Here is a 20,895-nt window from a genome sequence, read left to right on the forward strand (position 1 = left end):
GCTACTGTCCAGCAGCGACGCGCGGTCGGCCGCCCAGCCCCCGTTGCCGCGGGATCACGGGCATCTGGCCGCGCTGGACGGCTCGTACGGGTACCTGCGGCAGTTCACCCCGCAGGATGCGGTCGGGTTCGCCGGCGCCACCGAACTACTGGAGGCGGTGGAGATCCTGCGGGACCTCAACGCCACCGTCACCGCCTACCGGCACTACTGGGAGCTGTGCACGCTGCTGGCGTTGCGCGACGGCCTGCGCCCCGGCGATGTGTTCGTGCCCGGCTCGCGGCGCTACTCCGACCCGGCCGCCTCCCTGCTCACACTGGCCAAGTGGGCTGATCAGCGGGTGGACCTTTGCCGGGGCCGTGTTCGATGAATGACCACGTGTGGCGGGTTGGCTATGCGCAGCGTCCAGGACGTGTCACAGACCGCGACAAGTGTCTCCGGTCAGGGCGCGGCGAAAGGGCTCATCGCGGCCCATTGATTTGTTCACGGGTGAAACTTTCGGTGGACTTCAAACCGATTCGAAAGAGCACTTCTTCGAGGCCCATGTCGGGAAATGCTCGGTTGCTGGCGGAGCCAACGGCAACCCCGCGCACGCCGCCGGCAAGCGCACCGATAAGAACGTCACGCCCAGTGGTGCCCGGGTCCCGGCTGCCGTTCGCGATTCCAGCTGCCGACTGTGCGGCGGAGCCGGACGCGCCCTTGGCGATGTCGCGCACGCTCTCGTGAAAGACGATTGACTGCCAGGGCTTGGCGGTGCCGAAGGAGTCCTGCCAGTCGTTGTGTCGCCACACCTCTCGCAGCTTGTCGTCGAAGGTGCCATGCATGTTGAACTGGATCGCCGCCGCCCTGACTTCGTTCGACGCGGCCAGCATCCGCCGCAGCTCGTTGACGACGTCCTCGGTCTGCTCCACCTCGCGAAGCGCCACGCCCGTCGAGTCACGTGTCGTGTCGAGTGCCTGCACCGCTCGGTCGTGCTGTTCACGCAATGCGGTCACCTGTTGGGTGGCGGCGTGGTGCTCCGTTCTGGCCTCCCGGACGAAAGTCTCCGCATCGTCCTGCCAGCGCTGGTTTCCCGATCGCTGGTAGACGGCGAGGAGGCTTTCCGCACGCCACAGTCGCTGTTCGGCGTGGTCGACGCGGCCCCGCGCTGCTTGCAACGCCGTGTGGGCTTCTGCCTCGCTGTTTTCCGCGCCCTGCAGCGCAGATCGTGCGGCGGAGAGCTTCTCGCGGGCGTCGGAGGCATGTTTGTGCGCGGCGTCCACCTCGCCGATGAGGTGGCGGTGTTCGCGCGGGTTTCCCCGTAAGCCAAGCTCGCGGGCGTTGGCCCGAGCATCGTCGAGCCTCCGGATTGCCTGTTCTCGGTGTGCATGGGGGCGCGGGACAGGCGAGTTCGGTTCCGGCGGCGTTGTGGCCTGCCGCCGACCCGGCGAGTTCCACCGCAGCGATTGCACAGCGTCGTCGATCTGACCGCTGAAAGGCACGAAAGCAGGCCGTCCATCCGGCGCGCGCAAGATCTCGCCCGAGCTGTCGAGCTTCCTTTTCAGTCCGCTGGCGCTTACTCCGCCGAAGACGCCTCCGACGCCGAAGCTGATCGCCGCGTTGGTGAACAGGTGTTCCGGGTTGATGTCTTTGCCTGTGATCCCCGCTGCCGTGCTACTGGCGGCGATGTCGATGGCGAAGTCGCGGAAACTCTCGACCAGCGCGCGACCATAGCCGAAGCTGAAGCTCTCCCCCTGCCAGCTCGACGCCGCCAGCCGCTGAACGGCGGCCCGTACCGAGGCGAGCCAACGGGTGAGTGTGGCGAGTATCTGGGCGAGCAGGGCAAGCATGCGGTTCGACTGCGCGACCAGCGTCGCGATGTATGCTTCCGCAGTCGCAATCAGCGCCGGAAAGAATGCCGCCGCGGCAATGTAGGCGACCAGTGTCGCGATCTGAATTGCGATTTCTTTGAGAATCTCCGAAATCTGTTTTTGCTGCTGCGCGTGGTGACCCAGCGCTTGCGCCATTTCTTCGCAGAAGGTGGACAGCGCGTCGATGCGCCCGGTGAGGCCGTCGGTCGCGTTGTGAAAGGCGTCCGCTGCGGGGCCGGTCCAGCCGCTACCCGTCTGCGAATGGGCAAGCCGGGACTGAAGGTCCGCCTCGTGGCTGCGCAGGGCTGCGGCGAGCGTGCTCCAGGCCTGCGCCTGCGCTCCGAGCACGGCGGGGTCGCCGGTCATCGCCGCCGCGTCGTAGGTCATGAACCCTCTCCGTTGACCGCGTTCTGCTCGCCTTCCGAACTCATTGACCGAGGCCCAGTCTGGTGGCGGCTTGCTCGGCATGGTTCTCGGCTGACCGGTAATCCGAGGCCTGCCGGTCCAGCGCGTCCGCGTGCCTCAGCAACTCGTCCGCCTGCCCGCGCACCCCATCGAGGACGGCCTGCACGACCGCCCGGGTCTGCGCTGTGGCCTCGTCGGATTCGGGCAGGTTCCCGTATCCGTTTCCCTGGAAGCTGTCTGCGAACTGATCGCCCGAACTGCGCATACCTTCGGCTACGTCGCGGAGAGCCCTCGCTGTTCCCGCAATTTGTCCGGAGTCCACCGAAACGCGGTCCAATCTGCTGCCTCCTCATACGCGTCGCGGTCTATCGACTGCCATACCCGAAAAGGATCATGGAGAAGATTGTCGTGGCGCAAGCGAGAGGAAGAATGGGTGATTGTCCTAACATTCCCGCTGGCGGTCGTCGTCAATTGTTCAGCTTCTGTAAAGCAGCAATAAACCCGGCAGTTGCGGAATGTGTCTTGCGGAGATTGGCTGAGTGAGCCTTTGCCCTCCAGCCGGTATCGGCCGGACGGGAGTCCCGGGGCGTGGACTCTGCTCGTCGACCAGCTCCACGGTGAGGAAAGGATTCGTCGACCACGCGCACGCCGTCGACCACGGGCGGGTCTGCGTCGCGGTCGATGCCCGCGCAGCTGACGCTCTTCTGACTCCTTTGTCCGGCTCGGGTCAGGGCTGCTGGGTGAGGTGGGCGCGGGCTTCGCCCAGCGCGAAGCCCAGCAGGTTCAGGCCTTGCCACTGCTCTGGGTTCTCGCAGCGCGGATCGTCGACGGCCAGGCCGATGCCCCAGATCGAATCGACCGGGCTGGCCTCCACCAGGACTCGGTTGCCGGTGCCGAGCAGGAACTCCCGCAGGTCCGGGTTCTGGCCGAACTTCTCGACGCAGGCCGTCAGCACGATCTCGTAGCGGCGCTCCTCCCAGCGGCGCTGGTCGAATCCGCGCACGCCACGCCCCAGCTGCTTGGCCTGGCGAGGATGGGACGCCTGCAGGATCTTCTCCGCGCTGCCGGTGTCGCCGAACAGCATCGCCTTGCGCCACATCATGTAGTGCTCGGCGGTGGCGAACCTCCGGCCGTCCACCGTGAACGGCGCGGGCCACCACTGGCTCAGGCAGCCGCGCCCGATGTGGCCGTCGCGCTCGGGCCGGTGACCCCAGAAGTACAGGAACTTCACGCGCCGACCCCGTCGCAGCCGGCTGATCACCTCGGTGACGTCTGCGGGGCTGGTGTCCATATGGGACAGTCTTCCCGCTCAGAACGGCCACGGGCCACCGAATTTCGCACGGCTGTCGGCGAGGCCAGGTCCGGCGGATGTCATGATCGGCGCATGAACCGCCCCATCACGATCATCACCGGAGCCAGTCGCGGTATCGGCGCGGCCACGGCGTCGTGGCTGGCCCGCGCCGGCCACGACCTCGTGCTCGGATACCGCGGCAACGACAGCGGCGCCGAGCACGTCGCGGCCGAGGCCCGCGGGCACGGCGCCCGGTGCGTGCTGGTGCGCGGGGACGTCAGCCGCGAGGCCGATGTGGACCGGTTGTTCACCGAGGCCGCGCAACAGCTGGGGCCGGTCACGGGGCTGGTCAACAACGCCGGGCTCACCGCCCACATCGGCGACCTGGCCGACACGCCGGTCGAGGTGATCCGCCAAGTCATCGACGTCAACTTCCTCGGCACGGTGCTCTGTTCGCGTCGCGCCGCGCAGGTCATGTCCACCCGTCGCGGCGGCGGTGGCGGAGCCATCGTCAACGTCTCCTCCAGCGCCGCGACGCTCGGCTCGCCGCACGAGTACGTCCACTACGCCGGCGCCAAAGCGGCCGTGGATGCGCTGACCGTGGGATTGGCCAAGGAACTCGCCGACGAGGGCGTGCGCGTCAACGCCGTCGCTCCGGGCCTGGTGCGCACCGACATCCACGCCGGCGCGGGAGCGCCGGAACGCATCGATACGGCGGTGGCCCGCGTGCCGTTCGGGCGTGCCGGGGAGCCCGACGAGATCGCCCCGGCGATCGGGTGGCTGCTCGGACCGGAGTCGGCCTACACCAGCGGAGCGGTGCTGCGGGTGGCCGGCGGGCTGTAGCGGCGGCGGGAAAACCGGTTGCCCGCGTTCGTAGGGTTGACCTCGTGCAAGAAGAGTCCGTGCTGGTCAACTTCGTCTACTGCCATCCCGTCGGGCACGTGGTGGAAGCACTGCAGTACTGCCTGGGATATCGCCGCGCGAACCCGGATCGCCGCATCGCGGTGGTGCTCAACTCCGCCACCGCGGTCGACTTGCCCACCTGGTGCGACGCGATCGACGAGGTGTACACAGTGGACATCGATGTGTTCGAGCCGCCGCCGGCCGACGTCCTCGCGCACATCCCCGCCGAGTGGGACTGGGTCGCCGACGATCCGCGCGGCCACCAGAAGTGGCAGCACGACTTCTTCCCCGGCCTGCAGCGCTACTACGAGCTGTCCGCCGAGCACTTCCGCACCACCGGCGGACACACGCAGGTCGGCGCGCCCAAGCCGTCCTACCAGCCGCGCAACCAGCTGCGGCTGGACCTGCCGGCCGCAGCGCGCGACTGGGCCGCCGAGCTGCTGCCGCAGCACGACGCGCCGACCATCGCGGTGCTGCCCGGCGGCAGCGCCGAACGGTGGCGCTACCCGTCACTGGCGTCGTGGCAGCGGATCCTCGGCGCCATCACCGAACGGTGGCCGCAGGCGCGGGTGTGCTTCACCGGCAAGCTCGCCGACGACGGCCGCACGAGCACCGGCTTCACGCGCGCGGAGTTCGACGCGCTGGCCGCGACCGTCCCGAACGCGGTGTGGGCGCTGGACGTTCCGCTGGACCGGCAGCTGGCCGCGATGCAGCGCTGCGACATGTTGCTCTCGCCGCACACCGGGTTCGCGTTCGCCGCGATGGCCGTGGGCACCCCGTGGCTGACGTTGGCCGGGAACGACTGGGCGGAGTACTACTTCAACCCCGGAGTGCCGTTCTACTCGGTGCTACCGGACCTGGAACGCTTCCCGTGCTACGTCATGCTGGGCAACACACCCGAGCCCGTCGACGACGATGGCCCGCGTTCGCCCAGCATGTCCGCGGCCCGCATCGACGCCGACCTGCCCGAGCTCATCGACGGCGCGGCCCGGCTTTACGGCGGTGCCGCGGACTTCGACGCCGCGATGCGCGAGCACGCCGCCCGCCTGCACGAGCTCTTCGGTGGCCGCACCGAGCTGATGTACTCGGTGGACGACCTGCTGGCCACCTACCTGTGACGGCGGGAATGTCGTCCTGGCCGCATACCATGCCCGCATGATCGACCCTTCCATCCGCACACTGGCGATGCACGACCCGCGGCTGCAGGCGCCCGCCGATCGACTCCGATCTCTGCCGCTGGTCGACGACGAGCAGGCCGACGAGTACGGCCGCGGCGGCGCGGTGCAACGCCTTGAAGAGCGGATGGCCGCTCTGCTGGGCAAGGAACGGGCGGTGTTCATGCCGACCGGCGCGATGGCCTCCCAGATCGCGTTGCGCCTGCACGCCGACGCGCGCACGACGCGAGTGGTGGGCTTCCATCCGCGCGCCCACATCGAGGTGCACGAACGCAAGGGCTATGCGGTCGTGCACCAGCTGATCGGCAAGCAACTCGGCGACCACGACCGGCTGCTGACCCTCGACGACCTGGAAAACGTTCGGGAGCCGCTGGCGGCGGTGCTGTGGGAGCTGCCGCAGCGGGATCTCGGCGGTCTGCTGCCGGAATGGGACGACCTGGTGGCGCAGACGGCGTGGGCCCGCGAGCGCGGCGCGGCGACGCACCTCGACGGTGCCCGCATCTGGGAGGCGCGGCCGTACTACGCACGCAGCCACGCCGAGATCGCGGCGCTGTTCGACACCGTCTACGTCTCGCTCTACAAGAGCCTGGGCGGTCTCGGTGGCGCGGTGCTCGCCGGCCCGGCAGCGATGATCGAGCACGCCCGGGAGTGGCGGGCCCGGCTGGGCGGCCAGTTGCGCCACGCCTGGCCGCTGGCGGTGTCGGCCGAGGCAGGGCTCGATGCCTGGCTGCCCCGGATGCACGACTACTGGATGCGGGCCCGCGAACTCGCCGCCGCCCTGGTCGACCTGCCCGGCGTCGACGTCGTCCCTCGCCCGCCGCAGACTCCGCTGTTCCACGTGCATTTCGACGCGTCGTGCGCGGCGCTGGACTCCGCGCACGCGGAACTGGTCGACGAGGGCGGAATGCGGCTGTACATGCGCTCGTGGACCACGACCCACCCCGACCGCAGCCGCATCGAGGTGACCGTCGGCGAGCAGGCCATGCAGATGCCGGTCCACGAGGTGCGCGATGCCGTCGACGCGCTAGCCCACCGCGCCCGGCGACACCACGAGCGCTAGGGCCGGTCCGAGAGCCGCGCAGTACCCCCTGCAACCGAATGCGCGACCTCGGACACGGCCCCAGCATCCGAGGCACCTCCGGCCGGCAAGTGCCTCGGATGGTTGGACCGCACCGGGCCGCGAAACTCATCGCCACCGCCAGAACCTGCCGCTAGGATCTGTGCCAGGCCTGCTCCAGTGGCCGTTCACGCCGTGCTCGCCCCGGCGTTCCCGCCGCATCCGGCGACAACAATCACCGCACGTCCGTTCGCGACCGTGATGAGGTTCGATCGTGGAGGTCGGCATGTTGTCGCCGGAAGATTTCGTCGTGATCACAGGTGGCCCCGGGGCGGGCAAAACAACGCTCGTCGAGCGGCTGGCCGCCGCCGGACACGCCTGCTCACCGGAGGCGGGCCGAGGCGTCATCGCCGACCAGCTGGCCACCGGAGGCCGCGGGCTGCCCTGGGCGGACCGGGCGTTGTTCGCCGAGCTGATGCTCGGCCGGGACATGCGTTCCTACCGGCAGGCCCGCCGGCGACGCGGACCGGTGATCTTCGACCGCGGCCTGCCCGACATCGTCGGCTACCTGCGGCTGAGCGGGCTGCCGGTGCCCACGCATGTAGACGCCGCCGCGCGGCGGTTCCGGTACCGCAACCGCGTGCTGATCGCCCCGTTCTGGCCGGAGATCTACCGGCAGGACGGCGCACGCAAGCAAACCCCGGCTGAGGCCGAACGCACCTACGAGCACATGATCGCCGCCTACACCGACTACGGCTACGAACTCGTGCACCTGCCGCGAACGACGGTCGACCAGCGCATGCGATTCGTGCTCGACGAGCTCGCCGGTGGTCACATCAGCGAGAAGCGACGCCGTTCGTAGGTACGAGCCAGGTGTTGACGGGGTGGATGCAGCGCCGGTCAATGGTGGCCCGGGGTTGCTCGTCCGAATCGTCGGGGAGATCCGACGGGGTGCTGGCGGTGCGGGTCGACAACGGCTCCGTCACCGGCCTCTACCGCGTGTGCAATCCCGAGAAGTTGTCGCGTGTGGAGCGGGAGACTGCCGTGAGCCGCTGAGGCGTGGCCTGCGGCTACGACCGGTAGAGGTCGGTGAGCAGGGCGACGGCGGTTCGCGCGGCGGGGTGCGGGTCGTCGCGCCACCAGATCAGGCGCACCGCGATGGGCGCGGCGTCGCGCAGCGGCCGGAAGACCACGCCCGGACGCGGGTATTGGGCGACGGTGCTCTCCGCGGTGATGCCGACGCTGCGGCCGGTGGCGATGATGGTGAGCCAGTCGTCGAGTTCGTGGGTGTATTCGACGGTGGGCCGGTTCTCCGGCGGCCACAGTTCGGTGGTCGTGGTGCCGGTTCGGCGGTCGATGACGAGTGTGCGTTCGCTGATCTCGGCCAGCCGGATGGAGCGGCGGCGGGCCCACGGATCGTCGGATGCCACGGCGCAGAACCGGCGTTCCAGGCCGACGATGACGCCGTCGAAGCGCCGCTGGTCGGGTTCGGTGCGCACCACGGCGATGTCGCAGGCGCCTTCGGCGAGCCCGCCGGTGGCGGAGTTGGTGCGGACCAGGTGCAGTTCGACGTCCGGGCGCAGCGCGGGCCACCGGCGCTGGAAGTCCACCGTGTGGCGGCCCATGGCCGACCAGGCGTAGCCGACGCGCAGCCGGGTGTGCCCGGAGGTGGCGTCGCGCACCAGGTCGTCGGCCTCGGCCAGCAGCCGCCGGGCGCGGGCGATGACCTGTGTGCCGACGGCGGTGGGCACGACCTCGCGGCTGGTGCGGCGCAGCAACCGGACGCCGAGGGCGGTTTCCAGCGAGGCCAGCGTGCGGGAGACGGCCGCCTGCGAGACGCCCAGTTCGATGGCGGCGTCGGTGAAGGTGCCCTCGTCGGCGATCGCGACCAGGCAACGCAGCTGCCGCAGCTCCACATCCATAACCAAAGCGTATAGCTAGCGCGTCAGATGCATTTTGCGGAAGCATCGCGGCGGCGCAGGCTCTGGTGCATGCAGACGACAGCGCACGCGCGGCAGCCCGCAGCAATCCCGGTGCCCGCCGCGGAAAACGGCGGCCGCTACGCGGGAATCGCGATGATGTTCGGCAGCGGGCTGTCCAATCAGGTCGGTGCGGCGATCGGATCGCTGGCCTTCCCGGTGATCGGGCCGGCCGGAGTCGTGGCGGTGCGGCAGTGGATGGCCGCCGCCGCGTTGCTGGCGGTGGGGCGGCCTCGGCTGCGGGCGTTCACCTGGCGCCAATGGCAGCCGGTGCTGGCGCTGGCGGCGGTGTTCGCGACGATGAACCTGTCGCTGTACAGCGCGATCGACCGCATCGGCCTCGGCCTGGCGGTGACGCTGGAGTTCGTCGGCCCGCTGGTGGTCGCGCTGGCCGCCTCGCGGCGCGTGGTGGATCTGGGGTGCGCGGTGATCGCCGCTGCGGGCGTGGTGGCGCTGACCAGGCCGCAGCCGACGACGGATTACTTCGGTATCGGGCTGGCGTTGCTGGCCGCGGCGTGCTGGGCGTCCTACATCCTGCTCAACCGCTCGGTGGGCCGCCGGTTGCCCGGCGCGGAGGGCACGGCGGCCGCGGCCGGGCTGTCGGGGCTTTTGTTCGTGCCGGTCGGCATCGTGGTGCTCATCCAGCATCCGCCGACCGCGGCCGCGCTGGGCTGCGCGGCCGCGGCGGGCATCCTCTCCTCTGCCGTGCCGTTCCTGATCGACATGCTGGCGTTGCGGCGGGTTCCGGCGCACTTCTTCGGCATTTTCATGAGCATCAACCCGGTTCTGGCGGCCGCCGTGGGGCTGGTGTTCCTCGGCCAGAACCTGCAGGTGCTCGAGTGGCTGAGCATCGCGGCGATCGTCGCCGCCAACGTCGTCAGCGTCGTCAGCGCGCGCAGGTAGCAGCGCGGCCGGGCTCGTCTTGCGAAAGTCCTGGTCTGGGACAAGCTGAGATCCGCAGCAGCCGGTCCCAGCGAAGGAAGTCGGCCATGGCATTCACGATCCCCACCGGCCTCGACGCTCGTCCGGTTGCCGTGATCGGCGCCGGCACCCTCGGGCGGCGGATCGCGATGATGTACGCCACCCGCGGCGGTCAGGTCCGCATCTCCGACCCCTCGCCCGAGGCCCGGCGCGATGCTCTCGACTACATCGGACGGAACCTCGAGCAGGTCGTCGGCCATGTGAACGGTGGCGCCCCGGGTGAGGTGAGCGCCACCGGCGACCTGTCGGAGGCCGTCGCCGGGTGCTGGCTGGTGGTGGAGGCGGTGCCGGAACGGCTGGAGCTGAAGAAGCAGATCTTCGGCGACCTCGACCGGCTCGCGCCCGCCGACGCGATCCTCGCCAGCAACTCCTCGTCCTATCCCACCAGCCAGTTCATCGACCGCGTCGACCGTCCCGAGCGCGTGGTCAACATGCACTTCTACATGCCGCCCGTGCAACCGGCGGTCGACCTGATGTCCAGCGGTCGTACCGACCGCGCGGTGCTGGACCTGCTGCTGAAGGAGCTGCCGGGATACGGCGTCCATCCCTTCGAGGCCCACCGGGAGAGCACCGGTTTCATCTTCAACCGCATCTGGGCGGCCATCAAGCGCGAGGCCCTGTCCATGGTGGCGGAAGGGGTGTCGACGCCGCAGGACGTCGACCGGATGTGGCAGATCAACATGGGCACCCCGGCCGGTCCCTTCCGCATGATGGACATGGTCGGCCTGGACGTCGTCCTGGACATCGAGAACCACTACGCCGCCGAGCGCCCGGAACTCCCGGCGGGGCCGCGTGAGCTGCTGCAGCGCTACGTCGACGCGGGCGACCGGGCGCCAAGGCCGGCCGCGGCTTCTACGACGACTACTCCCCCAGCTCCTGATCCGACTCGGCTGGTGGCGCGGGATCAGGAACCGGCGGACGTCGACGATGTGAGGACTGCATTGCCGGACTCCCGGCGACACCCAGCTTTCCGTCCATCTCATATTTGAGCTAATGTCCCTGATGTGAGAAATGGTTCTGGGATGGATGCTCGGCTGGCGGGCCGACTCGCGGAGCTGAGGGTGGAGCGCGGCTGGCCGCTGGAGGAGTTGGCGCGGCGCACCGAGATCAGCCGCTCGACACTGTCGCGGCTGGAGCGGGCGGAGATCAGCCCGACGGCGGCGCTGCTGAACAAGCTGTGCGCGGCTTACGGGCGGACCATGTCGCAGCTGCTAGCCGAGGTGGAGTCGGAGCCGCCGCAGTTGGTGCACGCCGACCGGCAGGCGGTGTGGCGCGACGAGGCCTCGGGCTTCACCCGGCGCTCGGTGTCCCCGCCGCATCCGGGACTGCGCGGCGAGGTCGTCGAAGGCGTGCTCGAACCGGGCGCGGACATCTCCTACGACGGCCCGGCCGTGCCGGGCCTGGAGCAGCACATCTGGGTGCTGGAGGGAGCACTGGAGATCACCGCGGGCGACCACGTGCACGAGGTGCAAGCCGGTGACTGCCTGCGGTTCCGACTGTGGGGACGGTCGCGTTTCCGCTGCTCGGGCGCGCAACCGGTCCGCTATGCCCTGCTGATCGTCCTGCCCTGATCGCTTCCCTCGCACAACAACGGAGGAATCCCGTCTTGTCGACCATCACCCGGCTGTCCGCCGCCGATTTCCGCGACAGCGTGAAGGAACTGGCCGATCTTCTCGTCGACGTCGTCAGCGACGGCTTCTCGCTGGGTTTCCTCACCCCCTTCGACCAGCAGGCGGCCGTGGCCTGGTGGCAGGACCGGGAACCCGCGGTTGCCGATGGCGGCCTGATCGTCTGGGCCGCGCACGGCCCGGACGGCATCACCGGCACCGTCAGCCTCGTGCTGGAGTCCAAGCCCAACGGCCGGCACCGCGCCGAGATCGTCAAGCTCATGGTGCACCGCGACGCCCGCGGCCAGGGACTGGGCCGCGAACTGCTCGCCACCGCCGAACGGGCCGCCGCCGGCGCGGGCGCCGCGCTGTTGCTCCTGGACACCGCCACCGGCAGCCCCGCAGAGGGGCTCTACCTCGCTGCCGGCTGGACGCGGTTCGGCATCGTGCCCGGCTACGCCGCGGACCCGGCCGGTCGCCTCGAAGACGGCAGCTTCTTCTACAAGCAACTCGCCTGACCGTCCGAAATATTGGAGTCGACTGCAATATTGGAGTCGAGTTAAGCTAGTCACATGACCGAGGGGCTGCGGGAGCGCAAAAAGCGCCGGACACGGCAGCGGATCACCGAGGTGGCCACCGGCCTGTTCGTCGAGCGGGGCTTCGAGCACGTCACGATCGCGGAGGTCGCCGCGGCCGCCGAGGTGTCGGCGAACACCGTCTACAACTACTTCCCGACCAAGGAAGACCTAGTGCTGCCGCCGGAGGAAGCCTCCCCGCAGCGGCTCGCCGACATGGTGCGGCAACGCCGCACCGGTGAGTCCGCCGCGGAGGCGATCCTGCGCGGGCTGCGCGACGAGGTGCACCGCCGCGACCGGAAGGTGGGGCTGACCGGGGGTTTCGGCCGCGTCTTCGACATGATGCGGGCCGCCCCCACGCTCATCGCCCGACTGGAGGCCCTCGGCCAGCAGATGACTGACGCGCTTGCCGTTGTGCTCGCCGAGCAGACCGGTGCCGCACCGGACGATCCGCTGCCGCGGGTGATCGCCCACCAGCTGGGCGGCTTCCACGCGCTGGTGTTCGCCGAGATCGGCAAGCGCCTCGCAGCCGGCGAGAGCCCCGAGGCGATCGCCGAAGCCACGCTGGATCTGCTGACCACCGTCGAGGACGTGCTCGGCGACAGAGTTCTCACCTACGCCGTGCGAAAGGACCAACAGTGTTCCGAGTGACGATCAGGGGCAAGTTCGACGGGCTGAGCGAGGCCGGGCGCGCTGCGGTCCTGGCGGCCACCGATACCGCCTTCACCGAGGCGGGCACGTTCACCCACGACGGAACCGTTTCGGCGTTCACCTTCCGCTGCCAGGTTCCGGCGGAGCGCGACGACGACGGCGAGCGGGAGGCGACCCGGCGAGCGCTGGCGGCGCTGGACGCCCACGGTCACCCGTACCAGGTCCTGCGCACGGCGGTGACGGACGTGCGCCAGATCAAGATCCGCCGGAAAGGACGCAACGCCTGACTTCCACCACAACCGGATCACGCATCGATGCCGAGCGGGCGGGCGATGTCCTGGGGCACCGGGTAGACGCGCTCCGGCGGAAGCAGGCGCTTGGCCTTCGCGGATTGCCCGGTCTGCGCCAGCGTCGCGATCTTGCGCGCTCGTGCGGTGATGTCGGTGAGGTCGACGACCCATTCCTCGGCGAACCTGCCGATCAGGCTCCGGCCGATGCCGACCTGGATGCTGTAGTGGTTGAGCGCCGTGCCGCGCAGTGAGCGTTCGGGATCCCACTGGACGTGGACCGCGGCGTGCGCGACGGCCTCCGGATCAGCGGTCGTCAGCACTGCCCGGGACAGGGCTTCTTCCCATCCCTGCCGGATGATCCGCACCGCGAGGATGCGTTCCTGGCTGGACTTCTGCGCCCAGCCGCTGCGGTGCATGAGCCACAGGAACGACGGCTTGATCCACGTCATGCGGTTGAAGGAGAACGGCGGGACGAACCGGTTGGCCCGCAAGGCCGGGTCGGCGACGGCCGGCGAGTACGCCTGGTAGACGACGATCGTGCGCGCGTCCTGATCACCACGAATCTGGCGCTGGGGCAACATGCGTCGCACTCTGTCAGCCGGTTGTTCCTTCCGGCCACCGGATTTCCGCCGCCGGTTATTCGATGGCCGTCCGCGTGGCGGGCTGGGATGATCACCGCATGTTGACGAGTTCGTTCGAGGAATTGGTGACCGAGGCGTCGGCCGCCCCGGTCGATGGTTGGGACTTCTCCTGGCTGGACGGGCGCGCGACCGAGCAGCGCCCGTCGTGGGGTTACCAGCGGTTGCTGGGCGATCGGCTGGGTGCCGCGTCGGCCGCGCTGGACGTGCAGACCGGCGGCGGTGAGGTGCTGGCCGGTGCCGGGAACTTCCCTGCCGTGATGGCCGCGACGGAGTCCTGGCCGCCGAACGTCGCCAGGGCCACCGAGCTGCTGCACCCGTTGGGAGTGGTGGTCGTGGCGGACCAGGACGAGCCACCGCTGCCGTTCGCCGACGCAGCGTTCGACCTGGTCACCAGCCGCCATCCGGCGACCGTGTGGTGGGCGGAGATCGCCCGGGTGCTGCGGCCCGGCGGAACTTACTTCGCCCAGCACGTCGGCCCGGAAACCGTGTTCGAACTCGTCGAGTTCTTCCTCGGGCCGTTGTCCGAGGACATCCGCCGCAGGCGTCATCCCGACGTCGAGAGCTCCGAGGCCGAGGCCGCGGGGCTGGACGTCGTCGATGTGCGCCTGGAGCGGTTGCGGATGGAGTTCTTCGATGTCGGTGCCGTCATCTACTTCCTGTGCAAGGTGATCTGGACAGTTCCGGACTTCACCGTCGACCGCTACCGGGGCCGGCTGCGCGAGTTGCACGAGCAAATCCAGCGCGAGGGCCCGTTCATCGCCCGCTCGACCCGGTTCCTCATCGAGGCCCGCAAACCGGCCTGAATTTCGTCACCGTGACTCAAGATTCCGTCCTTTCGCCACGCGGGAATCGCGGTCTTTCAGGTGAACCCGAGCGGTTCGGCGATGACTTCCACCGGCAGCGGTGGTCCGCCTTTTCGAGGACGACATCGAGGAGGTACGAATGCGCAAGCTCGTGGTCACCGAGAACATCACCGTCGACGGCGTGATCGACATGGCGTGCGGCTGGTTCGATCCGCTGGACAACGACGGCGACCAGTCCGACATCACGGCGGCACTCACCGAGCAACGCGAGGCGGCCGACGCGCTGCTGGTCGGCCGCAACACCTTCGTGGATTTCCGGGAGTTCTGGCCGAAGCAGACCGACGACACCACCGGCGTCTCCGACTACTTGAACGCGGTGGACAAGTACGTCGTCTCGAGCACGCTGACCGAACCCGGGTGGCAGAACTCCACGGTGCTGCGCGGACCGCTCGTCGACGAGGTCGCTGCGCTGAAAGCGGCACCTGGCCGGGACATCGTCGCAACGGGCAGCATCCGGCTCGTCCACGCATTGATCGCAGCGAACCTGGTCGACGAGTACCGGCTGTTCGTCTTCCCGGTGGCCGTCGGCCACGGAGCCCGGCTGTTCGACTCGACCAATGTGGAGCTTGAGCTGCTGGAGACGCGCCCGTTCGTCTCGGGCGTCGTGCTCCTGCGCTACGCACCGAAGCGCTAGCGGGATTCGCTTGCACTGCCGGGATTTCGCCGGGGTCGAGGAACCAGCGGGCAGCCGTTATCGCTGAGTCTCGGTGTCGGCTGGGTTGATCGTCGCTGCTACGGTTCGTACCGGTTTGGCCGGTGATCGCAGGTCATCGCCGGGTTGATCTCTGGTTGACCTCAACGCTGATAGAGGCTGTGCACTGGCATCAGTCCGAGGAAGGAAGATCCGCCATTCCCACCAAGACGCTGCAGATTCCCACCGCGGACGGCCAGGCCGACGCTTTCGCCGCCTTGGCTTCGCCGAAATGGCAGAGCTACTCGCCGAACTCGGTGACACTGCCGAAAACCCGATACCGGTCGCGATCGAGACACCACGCGGGCTGCTGGTCGCCGCGCTGCGCGCCACCGGTCGTCCCGTTTTCGCGATCAACCCGATGGCGGTCGCCCGCTACCGGGAGCGCTACTCGGTCGCCCGAACCAAGTCCGACCACGCCGACGCTGTGACCTTGGCAAACATCCTGCACGTCGATGCCCACATGCACCGCCGGGTCCCGGCTGACAGCGACCTGGCGCAGGCCATCGCCGTGCTCGCCCGAGCCCAGCAAGACGCGATCTGGCGCCGCACCAAGGCAAGCAACGAACTGCGCTCGGCACTGAGGGAGTCCTACCCAACCTTCCTCGAAACCTTCGCCGGCAAGTCAGCGACGAACCTCGCCACCCCTGAAGCCCGCGAAATCCTGGCGATCGCACCGACACCTTGCAGCCGCGGTGAAGTTGTCGAAGGCTCGCATCGCCGCCGCGCTGCGCCGTGCCGGCCGCAGCCGCAACATCGACCAGACCGCCGCCGAGATCAAAGAGCAACTTCGCAAGCAGCAGCTCCACCAACCGTCGCTGGTGGAGGAAGCCTTCGGCTGCCAGGTCCTCGCCCTGCTGGCCACGTTGAACGCCGCCTGCATCGGTGCTGACGAACTTGGCGAGGCCGCTGCTGAGGCGTTCCGTCAGCACCCCGATTACGGGATCATCACCAGCTTTCCCGGGCTCGCGGATTCCACTGGAGCACGTCTGCTGGCCGAGATCGGCGATGACCGATCCCGCTTCGCTGATGCTCGCGCGCTTAAGGCATATGCCGGATCCGCGCCCGTGACCAGGGCTTCCGGTCGATCGATCTCCATCACCTACCGGCGAATCAAGAATGACCGATTGGCCGCCGTCGGCTGGCTGTGGGCGTTCATCGCCGCCACCCACTGCGAACCCGCCAAAGCCCACTACCGGCGGCGACGAGATCACGGTGACCGTCACTCCACCGCCTTGCGTCACCTGTTCAACCGGATGCTCGGCCAGCTCTACCACTGCCTGCAAACAGGCCAGACTTACGACGAGACCAAAGCCTTCCCCTCACCATCCACGACACCTGCCGAATCGACCGCCGCTTGACGGTTAGCAAGATCGGAGGTCTGGCGTATCGGTTCCCTCCCCTAACTCGCACGCCGGCCGCAAAGTAGCGGCTGGGACGCCTTCCGCAGCACGCGCAGCACTCCTTCGCGCCGTTCATCCGGTCGGACCGGAGGAGCAACGGGCTGCTCGGGCCTCTCACCCGGCCTCGGAATCATCGGCGGAGCGGCGTGTCTGCACGGATCTCCGGCTCAGATCACTGGGTGGAGACCTTGTGGACGGTGGTGTCGTCGGGGTTCAGCCGTCGCCCGTCCTCGGACAGCACTTCCAGTGCGCGGAGGCGATGTCCTTGTCGGCGGTCGACCAACTGCGAGTGCGGTTCGCCGGGGGCGAAGAAGTTCTCTTCGCCCCACTGCCGCAGTGCCACGATGACGGGGAAGAGCGCCTTGCCCTTCGGGGTCAGTACGTACTCGCGGTAGGCGCTGCCGTCCGAGGCGGGGACGGATTCGAGGACACCGCTCGCGACCAGGGTGCGCAGACGCGCGGTGAGGATGTTCTTCGCCACGCCGAGGCTGCGCTGGAACTCCCCGAAGCGCCGGCTTCCGTCGAAGGCGTCCCGCACGATCAGCAGGGACCACCAGTCGCCGATCGCGTCCACCGACCGGGCGACGGGACATTCGCTGTCGTCGAAGCGCGTCCTGGTCACCATGGCGTCTCCCTCACTCTCACGACGGTTGCAACATGCTACCAAAAAAGTTATCGTCGCCGTTGGTAGCAAAATGAAACCAGATATGCGAAGGAGTGCTGATGCCCGGAAACGGTGAGGCTGTGACACGACGGACCGAGGCCCGAAACAGGGAAGATTCGGCGTTCGTCCTGTCCCGTGGCGTCGTCATACTGTTCGCCGTCGCCTGCGGGGCCGCGGTGGCCAACGTCTACTTCTCCCAGCCGCTCCTGGTGACCATGGGCCACGAACTCGCCATGAGCCCAGCACTCGTCGGCAGCGTGGTCACCCTCACGCATGTCGGATACGGGCTGGGACTCTTCTTCCTCGTGCCGCTGGGCGACGTGGCCAACCGCAGACGGCTCATCGTGGCCCAGTTGCTGCTCCTAGTGGTGGCACTGGCCGCGGTAGCCGCCGCCCAAACGGCGGCGATCCTGCTCGCGGGCATGGCTGCGATGGGGCTTCTCGCGGTCGTCACGCAGACGCTGGTGGCCTTCGCGGCATCACTGGCCCCTCCCGCCGGCCGCGGACGGGTCGTCGGTCTGGTCACCAGCGGCGTGGTCATCGGAATCCTGCTCGCCCGCACCGCATCCGGCCTCATCGCCGATCTCGCGGGCTGGCGCACCGTCTACCTCGCCTCGGCGTCGCTCACCGCTCTGCTCGCCGTGGTCCTGTACCGAGTGCTGCCGCGCCACAGTGACGCTCCGCCGACAACCCTGCGCTACGGACAGCTCCTGCGCTCCACGATCACCCTGTTCGCACGGGAACGACTGCTGCGGCTCCGGGCCCTGTTCGGTCTGCTGATCTTCGCCGCCTTCAGCACCCTGTGGAGCAGCGTCGCGCTGCCGCTCAGCGAGGCCCCGTACTTCCTGTCCCACAGCGCGATCGGGGCGCTGGGGCTGATCGGTGTCGCCGGCGCACTGGCCGCGACCGCGGCGGGCCGCCTGAACGACCGCGGACTCTCCCGGCGGACCACCGGCATCGCCCTGGCACTGCTCGCCGCCTCGTGGCTGCCCTTGGCCTTCACCCGCAGCTCGCTCTGGGCCCTGTTCGTCGGGGTGATCCTTCTCGACCTCGCTGTGCAGGCGGTCCATGTCACCAACCAGACCCTGATCTACGCGCTGCACCCGGATGCGGGCAGCCGGCTGATCGGCGGATACATGGTTTTCTACTCGATCGGCAGCGCCACCGGCGCCATCGCCGCGACCTCCCTCTACACGGTGGCCGGCTGGGGCGCCGTATGCGCGCTGGGTGCCGCGTTCAGCTGCCTCGGGCTGGTGCTGTGGGCGTTCACACGACACAGCACCCCGAACCCTGCCGCCAAGATGACCTCTCGCAGCGAAGGTTGAGCGCGGGTGACGGCTGCGGCCCGCGGCTTGAGTCGGCGTGGTTCGAGGCGAGGCGCAGTGACCGAGGTCCAGCTTCGGCAACTCGGCCACCGTCTGGTGCGGGACGAGTGATGCCAGGGGATCGTCAGATGTCCAGCACGAGCCGCGGCGAGCGGGCCCGGGACACGCACGCGTACATGCGGCCCGGCGGCGCGCCGATGTCGTCGCGGTGCTCGGGTTCCCCGTCGGCGATCGCCAGCTCACAGTTGCCGCAGACGCCTTCGCGGCAGCCGGACGGCACCGGGTGCCCGGCGTGGGTCAGCGCGTCCAGTAGGGACTCGTCCGGCGGGACCTGGATCGTCTGCCCGGAGCGGGCGGATACCACCTCGAACGCCGTGTCCGGGCCGAAGGTCCGTTCCGTGGGCCGGAAACGCTCCGCGTGCAGCCGCCGGGCGGGAAGACCGCTTCGGCCGCGGCGAGCATTGATGCCGGGCCGCAGCAGTAGGGGTCCCCGTAGTACTCGGGAAGTTTCGGGCGGATACGGGCTGACCAGTAGGGACGCGGTCAGGCGGTCGTATCCGGGGTGGCGAAGTAGGTGGGGGCCTGCTCGATCGCCTCTGGGCAGGCCTCTCGGTTGGCGTGCTCGGCCAGTGCCCGGTCTGGCGTGCGGTCAGGACTGCTCCAAGGCCCGTTCGATCGCGCGGCGGGCCCGGCCTGCGGCCGCCCGGTCGTGCTGGAGCTGCATGGCCGCGTTCAGTGCCAGCCCGGCGGCGACGATCTCGAACAGCGCCTGGTCGATGTCGAACCCGGCGGGCAGCTCGCCGTTCTCCACCGCCGCGGTCAGGTCCGTCCGCAGCTGTTCCCGCCAGCGTGACCACACCTCGGCCACTGCGTCGCGGACCCGGCCGGGGCGGCCGTCGTACTCGGTGAGCGCCGCGGTCATCAGGCAGCCGCCGGGCAGCAGTGGCGCTTCCAGGTAGCCCACGGAGTTGTCGCACATCGCGCGCAGCCGCCGCAGACCCGGCGGCTCGGCCAGTGCGGGCTCGACCACCCGGTGCCAGAAGTCCACGAACGCCTTGTCCAGCGTGGAGATCTGCAGCGTCTCCTTGGTGCCGAAGTGCTTGTGCACCCCGGACTTGCTCATCTCCAGCTCCTCGGCGAGCCGGCCGATGGTGATGCCGTCCAGCCCTTCCTCGGAGGCGATCTCGGCGGCACGGCCGAGGATCCGGCCCCTGGTGGCCTGCGCTTCGGCCGCTGAGCGTCGCGGTGACATGTGACGAGGATAGCGTACGCGCGTTCGCCATTGATTTAGTGAACGTGCGTACGCTAAATTCCGTTGCCACCACCGAGACGAAGGAGTGCGAGATGCGGATGCGACGACTGGGCTGGGCCGGATTAGAGATCGAAGCGGGCGGCAAGCGACTGGTGATCGACTACGTGCGGGACCTCTCACCGCTGTTCACGGGGTGGAAGCCCGGCGAGAGGCTGGCGGTGCCGAGCGGGACGGTCACCGCCGCGCTGGTCACCCACCTGCACCGGGACCACACCGACGCGGCCGCGCTCGCGGACGTGCTGACGCCGGGGGCACCGGTGCTCCGACCAGCGCCCGGCCACGGCGACGACGTGGACAACGTGACGACACTGCCGGCCGAGCGCGAGCTGGCCCTGCACCGACTGGCCGCCGAGGTCGTGGATGCCTGGTCCACCCGCGAAGTCGGGCCGTTCCGCGTCACCGCGGTCCCCTCCGTCGACGGGCTGGGCGACCCGCAGCTGAACTGGGTGGTGCAGGCCGACGGGCAGCGGGTCTTCCACGGCGGCGACACGCTGTTCCACGGCTACTGGTGGCTCATCGCGCGCCGGTTCAGCCCGTTCGACGCGGTGTTCCTGCCCGCCAACGGCGCGGTTGTCGACGCGCCGCACCTCCAGCCACCGAGCCCGCTGCCCGCCGCGATGGACCCGAGGCAGGCCGCTGCGGCCGCGGAGATCCTCGACGCCCGGTACGCAGTGCCGATGCACTACGAGGCGGAGCAGCCGGACAAGATCGCGGGCTACGTCGAGGTCTCCGACCCGGAGAATGAGTTCCGCACGCACGCCGGACGGCGCGCACACGTGCTGGCCATCGGGGAGTGGCTGGACCTGGCCACCTGACCGGAAACTCCGCCGTGCCAACGGGCTCAGGTAGCAACAGGAGATAGGTCCGATGCGCACGAAGGAGACCACGACTTCCGGTGGTCACGCCGGGCGCTGGAGCACGACGGCGCCCGGATCGCCACGTCCGCCGGGACCAGGGCGAAGAACCGGAACAAGTCCTCCCGGCCGATCTCCGGGAACCGCCGCAGCCCCTCCAACTCCTCATCCGTGAACACCGGAGCGACCACCCGGCAACTTCCCACCAGCACCTCAACGATCCCCTGGTCAGGAGCCTATCGAGTCATATCCGCCCGATTTTTCCCGAGTACTACGGGGACCCCCAGAGTCCCGTGGGTTCAGCGCGAGTGAAGGTTCCTCATTGGGAACCCGAGGGTGGGTTGCCACCAGGAGCAGGGCTCGACCCGTGGGTTCGAGGTG

25 protein-coding genes and 1 pseudogene are annotated in these 20,895 nt (G+C 69.1%); 17 read left to right on the forward strand and 9 right to left on the reverse strand.

Going from position 1 to position 20,895, the window contains the following annotated elements:
• Positions 1–43: 43 nt before the first annotated feature.
• Positions 44–367 carry a hypothetical protein gene (locus AB0I53_RS08625; RefSeq protein WP_358598573.1) on the forward strand — a complete coding sequence of 108 codons (324 nt, stop codon included), beginning with the start codon at positions 44–46 and terminating at the stop codon, positions 365–367.
• Between the two features lie 91 nt (positions 368–458).
• Here the strand turns inward: AB0I53_RS08625 and AB0I53_RS08630 are convergent, their stop codons facing one another.
• The 3 genes from AB0I53_RS08630 to AB0I53_RS08640 all read right to left on the reverse strand — a co-directional run bounded on the left by AB0I53_RS08630 (position 459) and on the right by AB0I53_RS08640 (position 3,543).
• Complete coding sequence (locus AB0I53_RS08630) at positions 459–2,234, reverse strand: hypothetical protein (RefSeq protein WP_358598576.1); 1,776 nt, start codon at positions 2,232–2,234, stop codon at positions 459–461.
• A gap of 40 nt (positions 2,235–2,274) precedes the next feature.
• On the reverse strand, positions 2,275–2,589 hold the full coding sequence (locus tag AB0I53_RS08635) for a hypothetical protein (RefSeq protein WP_358598579.1): 315 nt from the start codon (positions 2,587–2,589) through the stop codon (positions 2,275–2,277).
• Between the two features lie 390 nt (positions 2,590–2,979).
• On the reverse strand, positions 2,980–3,543 hold the full coding sequence (locus tag AB0I53_RS08640; RefSeq protein WP_358598582.1) for an NADAR family protein: 564 nt from the start codon (positions 3,541–3,543) through the stop codon (positions 2,980–2,982).
• A gap of 93 nt (positions 3,544–3,636) precedes the next feature.
• On the opposite strand from AB0I53_RS08640, the gene AB0I53_RS08645 reads away from it, so the two are divergent.
• The 4 genes from AB0I53_RS08645 to AB0I53_RS08660 all read left to right on the forward strand — a co-directional run bounded on the left by AB0I53_RS08645 (position 3,637) and on the right by AB0I53_RS08660 (position 7,540).
• Positions 3,637–4,386, forward strand: coding sequence for an SDR family oxidoreductase (locus AB0I53_RS08645; protein WP_358598585.1), 750 nt, complete (start codon positions 3,637–3,639; stop codon positions 4,384–4,386).
• Between the two features lie 44 nt (positions 4,387–4,430).
• Entirely contained in the window at positions 4,431–5,564 is a 1,134-nt protein-coding gene (locus tag AB0I53_RS08650) for a hypothetical protein (RefSeq protein ID WP_358598588.1), read from the forward strand.
• Positions 5,565–5,601: 37 nt separating this feature from the next.
• Entirely contained in the window at positions 5,602–6,681 is a 1,080-nt protein-coding gene (locus AB0I53_RS08655) for a beta-eliminating lyase-related protein (RefSeq protein WP_358598591.1), read from the forward strand.
• Positions 6,682–6,964: 283 nt separating this feature from the next.
• Positions 6,965–7,540, forward strand: coding sequence for an AAA family ATPase (locus AB0I53_RS08660; protein ID WP_358598594.1), 576 nt, complete (start codon positions 6,965–6,967; stop codon positions 7,538–7,540).
• Between the two features lie 208 nt (positions 7,541–7,748).
• Here the strand turns inward: AB0I53_RS08660 and AB0I53_RS08665 are convergent, their stop codons facing one another.
• A complete protein-coding gene (locus AB0I53_RS08665; protein WP_358598601.1) occupies positions 7,749–8,600 on the reverse strand; it encodes a LysR family transcriptional regulator in 852 nt (283 codons plus the stop codon).
• A 69-nt stretch (positions 8,601–8,669) separates the two neighbouring features.
• On the opposite strand from AB0I53_RS08665, the gene AB0I53_RS08670 reads away from it, so the two are divergent.
• The 6 genes from AB0I53_RS08670 to AB0I53_RS08695 all read left to right on the forward strand — a co-directional run bounded on the left by AB0I53_RS08670 (position 8,670) and on the right by AB0I53_RS08695 (position 12,758).
• Entirely contained in the window at positions 8,670–9,560 is an 891-nt protein-coding gene (locus AB0I53_RS08670; protein ID WP_358598604.1) for an EamA family transporter, read from the forward strand.
• Positions 9,561–9,646: 86 nt separating this feature from the next.
• Positions 9,647–10,627: a 3-hydroxyacyl-CoA dehydrogenase family protein gene (locus AB0I53_RS08675; protein ID WP_358598607.1), complete on the forward strand. Its 981-nt coding sequence runs from the start codon at positions 9,647–9,649 to the stop codon at positions 10,625–10,627.
• A gap of 33 nt (positions 10,628–10,660) precedes the next feature.
• Entirely contained in the window at positions 10,661–11,209 is a 549-nt protein-coding gene (locus AB0I53_RS08680) for an XRE family transcriptional regulator (RefSeq protein WP_358598610.1), read from the forward strand.
• A 35-nt stretch (positions 11,210–11,244) separates the two neighbouring features.
• Positions 11,245–11,763: a GNAT family N-acetyltransferase gene (locus AB0I53_RS08685; RefSeq protein WP_358598613.1), complete on the forward strand. Its 519-nt coding sequence runs from the start codon at positions 11,245–11,247 to the stop codon at positions 11,761–11,763.
• Positions 11,764–11,817: 54 nt separating this feature from the next.
• Complete coding sequence (locus AB0I53_RS08690) at positions 11,818–12,471, forward strand: TetR/AcrR family transcriptional regulator (protein WP_358598616.1); 654 nt, start codon at positions 11,818–11,820, stop codon at positions 12,469–12,471.
• Positions 12,468–12,758 (forward strand): DUF6204 family protein, encoded by a 291-nt coding sequence (locus AB0I53_RS08695; protein WP_358598618.1) that lies wholly within the window; start codon positions 12,468–12,470, stop codon positions 12,756–12,758. The genes AB0I53_RS08690 and AB0I53_RS08695 overlap by 4 nt, the downstream gene beginning before the upstream one ends.
• A 17-nt stretch (positions 12,759–12,775) precedes the next feature.
• On the opposite strand, the gene AB0I53_RS08700 is transcribed toward AB0I53_RS08695, so the two are convergent.
• A complete protein-coding gene (locus tag AB0I53_RS08700) occupies positions 12,776–13,342 on the reverse strand; it encodes a DUF4291 domain-containing protein (RefSeq protein ID WP_358598621.1) in 567 nt (188 codons plus the stop codon).
• A 98-nt stretch (positions 13,343–13,440) separates the two neighbouring features.
• On the opposite strand from AB0I53_RS08700, the gene AB0I53_RS08705 reads away from it, so the two are divergent.
• The 4 genes and pseudogenes from AB0I53_RS08705 to AB0I53_RS08720 all read left to right on the forward strand — a co-directional run bounded on the left by AB0I53_RS08705 (position 13,441) and on the right by AB0I53_RS08720 (position 16,317).
• Positions 13,441–14,205, forward strand: coding sequence for a methyltransferase domain-containing protein (locus tag AB0I53_RS08705; protein ID WP_358598624.1), 765 nt, complete (start codon positions 13,441–13,443; stop codon positions 14,203–14,205).
• A gap of 139 nt (positions 14,206–14,344) precedes the next feature.
• Entirely contained in the window at positions 14,345–14,899 is a 555-nt protein-coding gene (locus AB0I53_RS08710; protein ID WP_358598627.1) for a dihydrofolate reductase family protein, read from the forward strand.
• A gap of 289 nt (positions 14,900–15,188) precedes the next feature.
• Positions 15,189–15,494, forward strand: a pseudogene (locus AB0I53_RS08715) (transposase); the annotation flags it as partial.
• A gap of 157 nt (positions 15,495–15,651) precedes the next feature.
• Positions 15,652–16,317 carry a transposase gene (locus AB0I53_RS08720; RefSeq protein WP_358598630.1) on the forward strand — a complete coding sequence of 222 codons (666 nt, stop codon included), beginning with the start codon at positions 15,652–15,654 and terminating at the stop codon, positions 16,315–16,317.
• A gap of 214 nt (positions 16,318–16,531) precedes the next feature.
• Here AB0I53_RS08720 and AB0I53_RS08725 read toward each other — a convergent pair whose 3' ends face one another.
• A complete protein-coding gene (locus AB0I53_RS08725; protein ID WP_358598633.1) occupies positions 16,532–16,984 on the reverse strand; it encodes a helix-turn-helix domain-containing protein in 453 nt (150 codons plus the stop codon).
• A 119-nt stretch (positions 16,985–17,103) separates the two neighbouring features.
• Here AB0I53_RS08725 and AB0I53_RS08730 point away from each other — a divergent pair, with 119 nt between their 5' ends.
• On the forward strand, positions 17,104–18,348 hold the full coding sequence (locus AB0I53_RS08730) for an MFS transporter (protein ID WP_358598636.1): 1,245 nt from the start codon (positions 17,104–17,106) through the stop codon (positions 18,346–18,348).
• Positions 18,349–18,472: 124 nt separating this feature from the next.
• Here AB0I53_RS08730 and AB0I53_RS08735 read toward each other — a convergent pair whose 3' ends face one another.
• Both AB0I53_RS08735 and AB0I53_RS08740 read right to left on the reverse strand, forming a co-directional pair.
• On the reverse strand, positions 18,473–18,712 hold the full coding sequence (locus AB0I53_RS08735) for a 2Fe-2S iron-sulfur cluster binding domain-containing protein (RefSeq protein ID WP_358598639.1): 240 nt from the start codon (positions 18,710–18,712) through the stop codon (positions 18,473–18,475).
• A gap of 285 nt (positions 18,713–18,997) precedes the next feature.
• On the reverse strand, positions 18,998–19,600 hold the full coding sequence (locus AB0I53_RS08740) for a TetR/AcrR family transcriptional regulator (protein WP_358598642.1): 603 nt from the start codon (positions 19,598–19,600) through the stop codon (positions 18,998–19,000).
• 92 nt (positions 19,601–19,692) lie between these two features.
• Here AB0I53_RS08740 and AB0I53_RS08745 point away from each other — a divergent pair, with 92 nt between their 5' ends.
• Positions 19,693–20,475, forward strand: a complete 783-nt coding sequence (locus AB0I53_RS08745; RefSeq protein WP_358598645.1) for an MBL fold metallo-hydrolase — start codon at positions 19,693–19,695, stop codon at positions 20,473–20,475.
• A gap of 26 nt (positions 20,476–20,501) precedes the next feature.
• Here AB0I53_RS08745 and AB0I53_RS08750 read toward each other — a convergent pair whose 3' ends face one another.
• Positions 20,502–20,726 (reverse strand): hypothetical protein, encoded by a 225-nt coding sequence (locus tag AB0I53_RS08750; RefSeq protein WP_358598648.1) that lies wholly within the window; start codon positions 20,724–20,726, stop codon positions 20,502–20,504.
• Between the last annotated feature and the right edge of the window lie 169 nt (positions 20,727–20,895).

The sequence above is a fragment of the Saccharopolyspora sp. NPDC050389 genome (assembly GCF_040655595.1).
Classification (GTDB): domain Bacteria; phylum Actinomycetota; class Actinomycetes; order Mycobacteriales; family Pseudonocardiaceae; genus Saccharopolyspora.